13 protein-coding genes are annotated in these 12,156 nt (G+C 67.6%); 2 read left to right on the top strand and 11 right to left on the bottom strand.

The window, feature by feature from the left end; genetic code table 11:
• Window positions 1-41: 41 nt before the first annotated feature.
• The 8 genes from ACWV8V_RS06275 to mdcA all read right to left on the bottom strand — a co-directional run bounded on the left by ACWV8V_RS06275 (window position 42) and on the right by mdcA (window position 7,455).
• Window positions 42-1,385 (bottom strand): SLC13 family permease, encoded by a 1,344-nt coding sequence (locus ACWV8V_RS06275; RefSeq protein WP_019184589.1) that lies wholly within the window; start codon window positions 1,383-1,385, stop codon window positions 42-44.
• Between the two features lie 88 nt (window positions 1,386-1,473).
• Window positions 1,474-2,391: a malonate decarboxylase subunit epsilon gene (mdcH, locus tag ACWV8V_RS06270; RefSeq protein ID WP_455899242.1), complete on the bottom strand. Its 918-nt coding sequence runs from the start codon at window positions 2,389-2,391 to the stop codon at window positions 1,474-1,476.
• A complete protein-coding gene (gene mdcB, locus ACWV8V_RS06265; RefSeq protein ID WP_455899241.1) occupies window positions 2,388-3,254 on the bottom strand; it encodes a triphosphoribosyl-dephospho-CoA synthase MdcB in 867 nt (288 codons plus the stop codon). Before mdcB ends, mdcH begins: the two co-directional genes overlap by 4 nt.
• Complete coding sequence (gene mdcG / locus ACWV8V_RS06260) at window positions 3,251-3,889, bottom strand: malonate decarboxylase holo-[acyl-carrier-protein] synthase (RefSeq protein WP_455899240.1); 639 nt, start codon at window positions 3,887-3,889, stop codon at window positions 3,251-3,253. Before mdcG ends, mdcB begins: the two co-directional genes overlap by 4 nt.
• A gap of 3 nt (window positions 3,890-3,892) precedes the next feature.
• Window positions 3,893-4,597 (bottom strand): biotin-independent malonate decarboxylase subunit gamma, encoded by a 705-nt coding sequence (mdcE, locus tag ACWV8V_RS06255; protein WP_455899239.1) that lies wholly within the window; start codon window positions 4,595-4,597, stop codon window positions 3,893-3,895.
• Window positions 4,588-5,484, bottom strand: coding sequence for a biotin-independent malonate decarboxylase subunit beta (locus ACWV8V_RS06250; RefSeq protein WP_455899238.1), 897 nt, complete (start codon window positions 5,482-5,484; stop codon window positions 4,588-4,590). The genes mdcE and ACWV8V_RS06250 overlap by 10 nt, the downstream gene beginning before the upstream one ends.
• A complete protein-coding gene (gene mdcC / locus ACWV8V_RS06245; protein WP_121036901.1) occupies window positions 5,481-5,801 on the bottom strand; it encodes a malonate decarboxylase acyl carrier protein in 321 nt (106 codons plus the stop codon). Before mdcC ends, ACWV8V_RS06250 begins: the two co-directional genes overlap by 4 nt.
• Window positions 5,802-5,811: 10 nt before the next feature.
• Window positions 5,812-7,455, bottom strand: a complete 1,644-nt coding sequence (gene mdcA, locus ACWV8V_RS06240) for a malonate decarboxylase subunit alpha (protein ID WP_455899237.1) — start codon at window positions 7,453-7,455, stop codon at window positions 5,812-5,814.
• A 142-nt stretch (window positions 7,456-7,597) separates the two neighbouring features.
• Here mdcA and ACWV8V_RS06235 point away from each other — a divergent pair, with 142 nt between their 5' ends.
• Together ACWV8V_RS06235 and ACWV8V_RS06230 are read left to right on the top strand one after the other, a co-directional pair.
• Entirely contained in the window at window positions 7,598-7,993 is a 396-nt protein-coding gene (locus ACWV8V_RS06235; RefSeq protein WP_123729365.1) for a hypothetical protein, read from the top strand.
• Window positions 7,994-8,059: 66 nt separating this feature from the next.
• Window positions 8,060-8,497 (top strand): hypothetical protein, encoded by a 438-nt coding sequence (locus tag ACWV8V_RS06230; RefSeq protein WP_455899236.1) that lies wholly within the window; start codon window positions 8,060-8,062, stop codon window positions 8,495-8,497.
• A 9-nt stretch (window positions 8,498-8,506) separates the two neighbouring features.
• Here the strand turns inward: ACWV8V_RS06230 and ACWV8V_RS06225 are convergent, their stop codons facing one another.
• The 3 genes from ACWV8V_RS06225 to ACWV8V_RS06215 are packed head-to-tail and all read right to left on the bottom strand — an operon-like array spanning window position 8,507 to window position 12,151.
• Window positions 8,507-9,112: a DUF2894 domain-containing protein gene (locus ACWV8V_RS06225; RefSeq protein WP_455899235.1), complete on the bottom strand. Its 606-nt coding sequence runs from the start codon at window positions 9,110-9,112 to the stop codon at window positions 8,507-8,509.
• Window positions 9,102-9,749 (bottom strand): OmpA family protein, encoded by a 648-nt coding sequence (locus tag ACWV8V_RS06220; protein WP_259259958.1) that lies wholly within the window; start codon window positions 9,747-9,749, stop codon window positions 9,102-9,104. Before ACWV8V_RS06220 ends, ACWV8V_RS06225 begins: the two co-directional genes overlap by 11 nt.
• Entirely contained in the window at window positions 9,746-12,151 is a 2,406-nt protein-coding gene (locus ACWV8V_RS06215; protein WP_455899234.1) for a DUF802 domain-containing protein, read from the bottom strand. Before ACWV8V_RS06215 ends, ACWV8V_RS06220 begins: the two co-directional genes overlap by 4 nt.
• Window positions 12,152-12,156 lie beyond the last annotated feature (5 nt).

The following is a 12,156-nucleotide window of genomic DNA, read 5'->3' as shown; positions in this document are numbered from 1 at the left end:
ACGGGTCAGGGCGGGCCTGCCGGAGCAGGCCCGTCATGGGGTCACATCCAGCCCGGTACCACGAACAGCAGCCACGCCAGCAACGGGCCGAAGGCGACGACCAGACCGCTGTAGACCAGGAAGCGGCGGAACAGCGCTTCGCGCTCTTCCTTCGCGGCCGAGGCCACCACCAACGCGCCGTTGGTGGAGAACGGGCTCACATCCACCACCGTGGAAGAGATCGCCAGGGCGCAGATCACCCCAGCGGCGCTCAGATGCCCCTGCATCAGGAACGGCACGGCCAGGGGAATCGTGGCGCCCAGCACCGCCGCCGAGGACGCGAACGCCGACACGATGCCGCCGACATAGCAGACCAGCAGCGCGCCCAGCAGCGGAATGCCGATCGCACCCACGCCATGCCCGATGTAATCCACCGCGCCGGCCTGCTGCAGCACGGCCACGTAGGTGACCACACCGCTGATCAGCAGCACGGTCGACCAGCTGATGCCATCCACCGCGCCCTTCTGCGAGTTCGGCGAGAGCAGGGCCAGCACCACTGCGACGGTGATCGAGACCAGGCCGACGTTGAGGTTGTAGACCAGTGCGGCGATGCCCAGGCCGAGCAGGCCGATCAGGGTGAAGACGCGCTCGCGGTTGATGCGCACGTCATCCAGCGCGTCCGGATCATTGGAGAGCGTGCCACCGCCCGCCGAGACCAAGGCGCCGTGACCTTCGATCGCAAACTGGCGTGAGGAGGCCTGGCTGCCGGCGACCAGCGGTTCGGTCGCCGTGGGTGCGCGACGCATCAGCGCCAGCCCGCCGAAGGCGAAGAAGCAGATGATGCCCATCAGCAGGTTGAAGCCCAGGCTGGTCAGGAACACGGCCATTTCCGTGACTTCCAGGCCGGCCTTCTGCACCACCTGGTTGGTGATGCCGCCATACACGCTGATCGGCGAGAAGCCACCGGCCTGCGCGCCATGGATCACCAGCAGGCCCATCATCAGCGGGTTGATCTTGTACTGCTTGGCAAAGCGCAGCGCGACCGGACCGATGATGGCCACTGCGGCCGGGCCGAGCGCACCGAAGGCGGTCAGCACTGCGGTCACCACGAACATCACCCACGGAATGGCCACGATGTGCCCGCGCACGGCCTTGACCGCCCAATGCACGAGCAGGTCGATGGTGCCGTTCTTCTGTGCGATGGCGAACAGGTAGGTGATGCCGACCAGGGTCAGGAACAGGTCGCCCGGGAAGCCGGCCAACACCTCCTTGCCCTCCATGCCGACGAACAGGCCGCCGATGATGAAGGCCAGCGCGAAGGCGACTGCACCCATGTTGATGGGTAGCGCAGTGGCCACGATGAACATGATCACCAAGCCGATGATCGTTGCGATTTGCGGACTCATGCGCCCTCCCGAGACACTTGATACGCGTGCAGCATGATGGCGACCCGCCACCCGGGGTTTACGTGATGCAACCCTTACCGGCGAACCCTCATGCGCGTGCGCATGCGCGGTCCGCCCACTCCAGAACGCCCTCCAGCGTCTGGAAATCCTCCACGGAACGGGCCTCGAGCTGCGGATGCAGCTCGCGGGCACGACGGCTCAACGCCGCGCCCGGGCCCAGTTCCAGAAATACGCGCCCACCGCGCTCGACCGCCTGCTGCAGCACCGTCTGCCACTGCAGCGGTTGCGCGATCTGCGCCGACAACGTGGCCACGACACGCTCGACATCACCGACCAGGCGGCCGTCGATCCCGGCCAACAGCCGTAGCTGGGGTGCGCGCAGCTCGACCGAATGCAGCAGGTCTTCGAAGCCCTGTGCGGCGGCGGTCAGCAACGGCGTATGCGCCGGCACGCAGACCGGCAGCGGCACTGCCCGGGCGCCGTTGGCGGCCGCTTCGTCGGATGCCGCTGCGAGAGAGGCACGCGCACCGCCAAGGACCACATGGTCCGGGCCGTTGACGATGGCCAGGAAAATGCCGTGCGCAGCGCACAGGCGCGCGATCCGGACATCGTCCAGACCGATCACGGCCAGCAGCCCGGCATCGTCCGGGGTTGCTGCGTCCATCAGGCGCGCACGCTTGCGTGACAGCCGCAGGCAGGTAGCCGTATCGAAACTGCCGGCCACCGCATGCGCCGCCAGCTCGCCCGCGCTGTAGCCTGCGACGGCGGTGATGGTCGGCAGGGAGCGGCGCAGTGCAGCCCAGTGCGCGAGCGCGGCGGTGCAGACCAGCGGTTGTGCCAGTGCGTTGCGGAAGCGCATCGTGTCAGCAGCGATCTGTTCGACCGGCGTGCCGAGCAGTTCGTCGGCCAGATCGAGCACTGGCTGGGCCAATGCGTGGCCACGCACCCGTTCGAACATACCGGGGTGCTGGCCGCCTTGGCCCGGGCAGAGCAGGACCAGGCTCATGCACCCTCCTGCTGGTGCAGGAACCACGCGCAGGCCAGCAGATCGGCACTGCCACCCGGGCTCAGGCGCTTGGCCTCGAAGGCATCGCACACCGGCCCGAGCCGTGCCCGCCAGCCCGGCTGCAGGGCGCCGCCCTCGGCGAGGAAGCGACGTGCCTGCTGCTGTGCGAAGGCCAATCCGCGCTCGCCACCGCGATGCAGCAGGTTGAGATCGGTGGTCACCGCGATGAGCGACATCAGCGTCTGCACCATCGCCGCCTGGCGGTCCTGCGTGGCGCGCAACGCGGCCTGCAATGTGGGCAGGGCGACGTCGCGCAGCAATGGAAAGCCCTGCGCGGCCTGTTCGCGGACACCGGCAACGCCATGGCGCTGGCGGGCCCGCTGGCCGGGGCTGTCGCTGTTCAGCGGAGCGGTGAGCAGCGCGGGCGCCCAGTAATCGCGTACGGCAAGGCAGACCTCGCCCCCCTGGGGTGGCGTTCCCTTGATGTGGCGAAATTGGGCGGACGCGGCGACCAGCAGCCCGAGACTGAAGATGGCACCGCGGTGGGTATTGATGCCGCCAGTGGCGCGCAGCATGGCCGCCTCGGCGTCGATGCCATACGCGCGCAGGTCTTCAAAGGGCGTGGCATGCGCGCCAGCGGCAGCGACAGCCACGAAGTAGCCGCGCAGGGCGAACAGGCTGCGCAGGAAGGTGCCGGCGTCCATGTCCTGGTGGCTGCCCCGGCTCCATGGCGTCACCAGGCCCGGCTTGGGCGCGCAGGCCAGCTCTGCATGCAGGCTGGTGATCGCCAGCCGGCCCAGCCGATGCGCCGCCGCCGTGGGGGAGGGCGGTGTTGCCGGAACCGGGTGCAGGACCGCGTTCATGCAGCGGCCTGCAGCGACAGCAGTGCGTCGCGCGGTGACAACCAGCAGGCATCACCGGTTTTGACCATCACCCGTGCGGCGCCGCTGGCGTACTCACGCCAACTCACCGCACGCTCGCCCGGGAACCGCAGTTCGCCATCGATGCACAGCCGGTGCTCACGCTCCCAGCGCTGCATGCGGGCGGCCAGTCGATCCGCCTGAGCGTGATCCTCCACCTCCCAGAGCAGGTCCAGATCCGAGCTGGCCCGCAGATAGAGAAGGCCGGTCAGGTGTTGCCAGGCGAAACTGCCGAACACGCGCGGGGGAAGGTCCAGATCGCCGGTATCGGCCAACAGCAGGCGTACCTCGTCGCGCCAGGGCGCAGGGAGGCCTTCGGTGACCTCGGCCAAGGCCGGCGGCGGCGTAGTGCGCAGCACATGGCCTGGTTCGATCCGCAGCGACAGCCGCTGGCGTTGCTCGGCCAAGGGCAACGGCACCCCCAGGCGCAAGTGATCGCCATCAGCGGCCGGATCGCGTCGCGCCACCACGAAGGGCAGGCGCGCCTCGGCCCACGCCCGCAGGCGCGCATCCGCGCCCGGGGTCAGCACCTGCCACGGCGCCTGCGGATCGAGCCAGACCAGGTCGTGGCGGCGCATGGTTCAGGCCTCGCCCGCGGCCACGGCAGCGGCGACATCGTGTGCCAGCAGGCGGCCACCGCGCTCGGCGCCCCGTTCGCGGCGTTGGTCGCCGGTGACCGGCGCCTGCAGCGCCTCGACCAGCGCCTGCGCGAGGTCGCCCTCCCAGACGGCCTCCACGGCGCCCATGCGGACGTAGTTCTCCACGCCCGGCGCGAACACCGGCGAGCTTTGACTCAGTGCCTGCAGTTTCTCCAGCGGTTGCTTGGTGACGCGGGCCATCGCGCGCAGATCCATCACCCGCACCTGTGCTTCGGGCAGGGCGAAGATGCGGTCGGCCATCAACCCGAACGACAGGAAGCCGCCGCTCACCGACTCGCCATACACCAGGCTGACCAGTGGCGCGCCGCGTCGGCGGGCCAGATCCAGCGTACGCGCCAAGTGCGCGAAGTAGCTGTTGATGCCGAGCATTTCATCGCGGCGCGCCAGGCGCTGACCGGCGGTATCGACCAGCATCACGATCGGCCGCTGCGGATCTGCGCGGGTGCTGGCGAGCACAGTGGCTGCCAGTGCCAGTGCGTGATCGATACCCACCTCCAGCTTGTTGGCGGTGCCGATGACAGTCACCTCGCCGGCGGCGGTGGTGGCGGTACCGCCCAGCACATCGTGCTCGCGGGTGACCGCGTGACCGAGCGGGAACAGGGCATCGAGCAGGGGCGTCAGTTCCATGGCAGGCTCCGGTCCTTGACGGCGTCAAGGAAGTCAGCGGTCTCCAGCAGCGGCAGCTGCTCGGCATCGGCAATGCCCTGCAGACGCCAGACCTCCAGGCCATCGCGGCAGCCGCCATAGGTGGTGATTCGCGCAGCAAGCCGGGCGTGCGCCTGATCAATCGCGTCCAGCGGATCCTGCGGCTCGACGTGTGCGGCTATCAGCGCCGTTGCGGCATCACCGAATGCCTCGATGCTGTCGGGCACCAGCTGCACGGCGTCGCCGATCAGGTAGCGGTGTTTGCCACCGGTCACGCGCCAGACCAGGGCGCGGTCGCGCGAGTCGAACTCCTCCACGCCGCGCACGGTCTCGATCACTTCCGGGCCGGACAGCGAGAGACGACCCTCTTCGGACATCACTACCGCCGTGCAGCAGCGGGCGACGATACCCATGCCACCGAACGCACCGTTGCCGCTGCCGATCAGCGCGAACACCGGAATGCCGGCGGCGCGCGTGGCCAGCACCGCACGCATGATTTCGGAAATGGCGATCAGGCCCGCGTTGGCCTCATGCAGGCGCACGCCACCACTGTCGAGCAGCAGCAGCACCGCCTCTGGACGCACCGCAACGGCACGCTCCAGCAGGCCGGTGAGCTTGGCGCCGTGCACTTCGCCCACGCCACCGCCCATGAACTGCCCCTGCTGCGCGGCGATCAGTACGCTGCGACCGTTCAAAGCGCCCGCGCCGACCACGATGCCGTCATCGAACGCGCCCGGTTGATCCAGCTGGGCCAGGTGCGGGCTGATGATGCGGCGGGCCGGGCCGACGAACTCGCTGAAGCTGCCGGCATCGAGCAGACCGTGGATACGCTCGCGGGCATCGGCCTCGTAAAAGCTGTGACTGCTCACGCGGCGTCTCCTTCCTGCAGGGTTTCCAGCGCCTGCTGCAGACGCAGGCTGACCACCGCGGGCGTCGCGCCGGCATCGTTGATCGACAGCCGCACGTTGCGCAGCGGGTGGCGCGCGGCAAAGTCGGCCAGCACCGCCTGCCAGATGGTGTCGAAGCCGGTGGCCGAGGTGATCACTTCGATCTCCATTGCGCCGTCCAGCGGGGTGGGTTCGATCAGCACTTCCAGATTGCCCGAGGCGACCACGCCGACCAGCGCGTGGTGATCGCGCTCGGTGAGATCGTGCTGCCCGGGGAAGCGATAACGCAGGGTTTCCATGGCGTGCCCCTTACCAGTTGCGGAAGCGTTTGGGCGGGTTGTACAACCCATCGGACCAACGCACGAGATCCTTGACCGAGCGCGCGGCGAGCAGATCGCGGCTGGCATCGCGGGTGCGGATGCCGAGGTCTTCGGGGCGGCGGATGATGCCGCGGTCGCGCAGGTTCTCGACCATCGCGCGGTCACGGCCCAGGCCGACCGCGGTGTAGCCGGCCACGCCGCGGATCGCCTGCTCGCGTTCCTCCGGGCTGCGGCACAGCAGCAGGTTGGCGATGCCTTCTTCGGTCAGTACGTGGGTGACGTCATCGCCATAGATCATCACCGGCGGCAGCGGCATCTTGGCGCGCTCGGCCAGGTCCCAGGCATCCAGACGCTCCACGAAGGCCGGCGCCATGTGCTCGCGGAAGGTTTCCACCATCTGCACAACCAGCTTCCGCCCGCGCGGCATCTGCCCGGGCAGGGCCGCTTCCTGGCCCGCCTTCAGCCAGGCCGGGCTGGCATGGCGGCGGCCGCGTGCATCCGAGCCCATGTTGGGCGCGCCGCCGAAGCCGGCGATGCGGTCGCGGGTGGCGGTGGAGCTGTTGCCCTGCAGATCGATCTGCAGCGTGGAGCCGATGAACATGTCGCACGCATACAGACCGGCGGTCTGCGAGAACGCGCGGTTGGAGCGCATGCTGCCGTCGCTGCCGGTGAAGAAGACATCCGAGCGCGCCTCGATGTAGCGCTCCATGCCCAGCTCCGAGCCGAACGAGTGCACCGACTGCACGAAGCCGGATTCGATCGCCGGGATCAGCGCGGGGTGCGGATTGAGCGCCCAGTGCGTGCCGATCTTGCCCTTCAGGCCCAGCGATTCGGCATAGGTGGGCAGCAGCAGTTCGATCGCCGCGGTATCGAAGCCGATGCCGTGGTTGAGGCGCTGCACGCCGTACTCGGCGTAGATGCCCTTGATGGCCATCATCGCCATCAGCACCTGGATCTCGGAGATCTGCGCCGGGTCGCGGGTGAACAGCGGTTCGATGTAATTGGGGCGCGGCGCCTCGGTGACGAAGTTGACCCAATCGGCCGGGATATCGACGCGGGGGAGGGTGTCGACGATTTCGTTGACCTGCGCGATCACGATGCCGCCACGGAACGCGGTGGCTTCGACGATCACGGGGGTGTCTTCGGTGTTGGGGCCGGTGTAGAGATTGCCGTGGCGGTCGGCGGCCTGGGCGGCGATCAGTGCGACCTGCGGGGTCAAATCGATGAAGTAGCGGCCGAACAGTTCCAGATAGGTGTGGATCGCCCCGATCTCGATCCGGCCCTCGGCAACCAGATTGGCGAGGCGCCCGCTCTGCGGACCGGAGAAGGAGAAGTCCAGGCGCTGGGCGATGCCGCGCTCGAAGACATCCAGATGCGAGGGGAGCGAAAGCACGGACTGGACCATGTGCAGGCCGTGGACCTGCGCCGGATCGAGCTGGGCCAGGCACTCGGCCAGGAAATCGGCCTGCTTCTGGTTGTTGCCCTCCAGGCAGACCCGGTCGCCGGGTTCCAGCACGGTGTGCAGGAGCTGGGTGATCCCCGCGTGAGGCACCAGGCGCCCAAGGCCGGCATCCGTGGCCCGCTGCAGCCTTGCCTGGCGGCGATCCGCAAGCGTGTTCCAGTCTCGAGCCATCTGCCGCCTCTTCATAATTACGCTGTAATTACCAAACTACCACCGCGATTTGGCGGGGACAAGGGGGGGGGCGGGGGGCAAGGCTGGGGAAGCGCATTCAGGTAGAGTGGCCCTGGAACCGAGTGAAGGGGAGTTTCAATCCATGTGGCGACAACTTGGGGCGTTGCTTCTGTTGCTGGCATTGGTATTCGGGGCCGCGTACTTCCTGGGCATCTCAGTAGTGGCTCGAAGTAACTTTGCATTCGACACAAGCGACGTGCTGTCCTCGGCTGCCGGCATGTGGTTCGCGCTGTTTGGCGGGCTTATCGCAAGGCAGTACCGGTTCGCGATCATCGTCGGCGTGCTGTACGTCTGTCTCTGGGGAATGGCGACTTACTTCGTCAACGCGGGAACCCAGGCAGGCTTCCTGCCAATCTTCCGCATCAATGCGCCGAACGTCGTGGTGTCCGTCCTGAGTGGCATGGCGGGCGCATGCGTTGGCGTGTTTGTACGAAGCGGGCCACGGCGCGCCGAAGCGGAGGTCCATTCTGAACCATGACATTTGACGAGGCAGTGCCCGCTCCTAAGCCTGCGCCGCGATCATGAACCCAAGGAGTGAAGTCTGATGGACCATTTTTCGGATGAGTGGTTTCGGTCCGAATGGAGAAAGCTCCGCTTCTACTATGAGGTCGACCATGCCGCCAAGCAGTGGACAATCACGGGGGAAGTGGGCGGGCTGGAGGCCTTCGTTGCCGCTGTTCGCCTCTATGCTTCCGATCCAGGCAATGATTGGATTTCATGCCACTGCAATCTGGGTCCGTATGACTATCTTGAGATTGGCACATGGACGTCACCAGTCATCGATAGCCATTGGATCGCAGGCCCCCTGAGCGAGCTGGCGAGTCTCTCCGACCATATTCAGGCGTGGCTGGAGGGCGCGCAGTCGGGCGAGTCACTCCTTGCGAGAGAGTTCTTCAGTCCCTCGTCGCCCTATGACCTGTGCCTGCACTTGATCGGCGCTGGTTTTGATCCCTCATCCCTGGATTCTGCGCTCACAGGTTAATGAGAAACCTCAGTTTGCTGCCTTGCCCGCACGCGGCCGCCGCGGCTTCGCCCCTCGCGGCACAACCTTCGGCGTCGCCACCAGCACGCCCCACTGATGCAGGTGCTCCATGCCCGACAGCGCATCCAGGTACGCCATGAAATGCGTCAGATAACCGGGCGAGGTCGCTTTCATCAGCGTCAGGGCGCGATGGACCAGTACACCGGAGTTCAACGGCCCACCATTGGTGGGCACCTGGGCCAGCGACTCCTTGAGCTGGCTGGCATTGCGCAGCCTGGCCCACGTCGCACGGACCTCGCCCAGCACCGGCAATTCCGGATACGCAGCACTGTGCTGCCGGGTCAATTCCGTGATCAGCGCCTGCAGACCGGTGCGAGCCGATGACGAGACCGGCTCGTACGTTATCGATGCCGACGCCTCGGCAACCCGCTCAGCGTAACCCGCGACCAACGCGTCCAGCTTCTGCTGCAACAGCGCCCGCACCGCACCTTCATGCATCTGTGCGCGGGCATGCAACGCTTCAATCATGGCAAAGCGCGTGCGGTCGAGCTGGTCGAGCTTGTCCGCTCGCCAGTTCTGGAGGATCTCAGTCGTTGCGACAGAACTACGGGGCATCCGCTGCCTTGCTGGTCTTGGGCTTGGGAATCGGCGCAATCTCCACACGGCGATTCTTCGCGCGGCCGTCTTCGTCCGCGTTGGAGCTCACCGGCTGCTCGGAACCGAATGCCGCGGCAAACACCGCATCCGACGGCACGCCCTCGGCAATCAGGGTGCGGGTCACGGTCAACGCACGCTCGGCAGAGAGTTCCCAGTTGTCGGCGAAGCGCCAGTTGCCATCGCGCACCTGCTGGTCGTCGGTGAAGCCGCTGACCATGAGGATTTCCTCGCGCGAGGCCAGGTAGCCTTTCAGCGGCCCGGCCAGGCTCTTGAGGACCTCGACGCCCTCGGGCTGCAGCTTGTCGGAGTTCAGGGCGAACAGCACATTGCCGCGGATGCCGATGCGGCCATCCACCAGCGTCACGCGCCCTGCGGCGAGCGGGCCGGCGAGTGCCTGCTCCAGCGTCTGGCGACGCTGCACTTCGGCCTGGCGCTGCTTGACCTCCTCATCCAGGCGGTTGGTCAGCTCCAGCTGCAGCGCGACCACGCCGACCAGGATCAGTACGAACGCACCGAGCAGCACCGACATCAGGTCGCCGAAGGCGGCCCAGATCGGCGCGCCTCCGTCGGCCTCGACTTCGATCTCGTCGCTCATGCCGAGGCGGCTCCGGCCTTGCTGCTGCGGCGGCCGGCCAGCTGCTGCAGCTCGTCGATGATCTGCTTCTGCGAGAGCACGCTGAGGTCGATGACCTCGCGCGCCTGGGCCACGTAATAGGCCAGCTGCTCGTCACTGCGGGCCAGCGAACCATCCAGCGAGGCGGCGATCTGGGCCAACCGCTCGTTGAGACCGTCGCTGGCCGTCCCGAAGGACTGCACGGCGCTGCCGAGCGCATCGGCCAGGCTCGCTACTTCCACTGCACTGCCGGTGACCTGCGCGGCCACGCTGCCGAGTTTGCCGGTCTCGGCTTCGATGTGATCGGTGAAGCGGGTGCCGACGCGGTCCAGCAGCTCGGCCGAGGTCGAGACCAGTGCATCCACGGCGACGCGCTGTTCGTTCGCGGCGTGGTTGACCGCATCCAGCAGGGTCTCCACGGTGGCCAGCAGGCGGCTGCGTTCTTCCAGCGTGGCGGTGTCGCGGACCAGGCTGTCGGAGAGTTTGCTGCGCAGTTCGGCAACGACATCGGCCGCGGCCTTGGGCGCTTCCGAGGCGGCTTGGACGAGGCGCGAGATCTCGCTGATCGTCTCGCTGGCGTGCGCCTGGGCCTGCTGGGTGATGTCGTTGGCGGTGCGGGCGAGGGTGTCGCAGATCTCCTGCTGACGGCTGGCCACGCTGGCGCCGGTCTGCTCCCAGCGTTCGCCGAGGCTGGCGCTCATGCCGGTGAAGGCATCGGTCCACACGCTCAGGCGCTGTTGATCGCGCGCTTCCAGTGCGTCCTGCAGCTGGGTATGCGAGTGCTGCATCGCCTCGCCGAGCGAGACCGCCTGCGCCTGCAGCGTCGCGGCGGCGGCATCCAGCGCGTGCTGGTGACGCTCGCTCACTGCAGTGGCGGCAGCATCCTGGCGGGCGAGCGCCTGCTGCCATGCCTCGGCGATCTGCGCGGTGGTGGCGTCCATGCGGTTGCCGACCGCGTCGATCAGGCCGGTGGCCCGGGCGTCATGTGTGTCGGTGAAGCTGGCCAGCGCCGTGCGCAGGTCGCCGGTGAGCGCAGCATGGGTCTGCTGCTGCGCAGCCTGAGCCTCCTGCCAGCGCTGCGCGGTCGCGCTGAGCTCGGTCGAGACTGCCTCAAGCAACGCGCTGGAGCGCTCGCCATGCTGTTCGGCGAACTGGGTCAGTGCACTGCGCAGCTCAGCCGCCATGGCTTCATTCGTCTGCTGCTGTGCGGACTGGGCCGCCTGCCAACCATCAGCGGTGCTGACCAGCTTCGTGGAAACGGCATCGAGCAGGCCAAGCGCGCGTTGATCGTGCTGCGCGGCAAACCCGTCCAGCGTGGCGCGCAGGTCCGTGGTCAGTGCCTTGTTGGTCTGCTGCTGGCTGTCCAGCGCGGCCTGCCAGGACGTGGCAGTGGCGGCACGGCTTGCGTCGAAACCCTGAGTCAAACCGGCCAGCTGGCGCTGCACCGCATCGGTCACCGTCTCGTGCATGGTGGCGTTGGCACGCGCGATGCCGGCGAGCGTGGTATCCATCACCGGCTGCAAGGCCGCACCGACCGCGCGTGCGCTTTCGGCGACGCTGTCCTTGAGTGACTGCTCGATCGCGGCGGTCAGGCGCGCGTACTCCTCGTCGGCCTTGGCATGAAAGCTTTGCTGGTTAGCCAGCAGGCGGTCACCCGAGGCGCTGCTCTGCTGCTCGATCGCGGTGGTCATGGCCTGCAGCCGTTCCACCAGCGTCGGCATCAGTTCGGCCTGCTGCTGCAGCAAGCGGAAGGCTTCATTGCGCTGCCAGGACTGCGAATGCGTGTGCAGGGTGGTGGCGATCTCCACGTCCAGCCGCTGCACCGCTTCCAGCCGTTCACGCCGGCACAGGGCCGAAAGCAGGCCCAGCATCGCGGAGGTGGCGACACCGGCGATCGAGGTGCCGAACGCGACCGCAAGGCCTTCCACCGGCGCACCCAGCGAGCCGCGGATGGCCTGCAGATCGGTCGCGCTTTCCAGCGCCAGTCCGGTCCCGCGCAACGTCGCCATCATGCCTAGCAGGGTGCCGAGCATGCCCAGCAGCACCAGCAGTCCGACCAGGTACGGCGTCAGGACCGGACCGGGCAGGGCAACGCGCTCGCCTTCCACGCGCAGACGCACAGCATTGCGCAGGCTGGGATGCAGCTGGCCCAGCCAGGTGGCGAGCCCGGCGCTGGCGGTGCCGGCACTGGCGCTGGCCGCCGTGAGCGAGGCGGTGGCCTGTCGGTAGCGATACAGCTCGAGGCCACCGGCGAGGTAGCAGACGGCGATCAGCAGGGCGACAGCGAAACCGACCGGATGGGTGCTGGCATAGCCCGCCCCGATCCAGCACACCGCAACAAGGCCAAGCAGGAAAACAACGTAGTGAAGACTGGTTCTGAACATGACGT

Source organism: Stenotrophomonas sp. Ker107b (genome assembly GCF_053847245.1).
The sequence above is the reverse complement of the archived record's forward strand: the minus strand, read 5'-3'. Positions and strand labels throughout refer to the sequence as shown.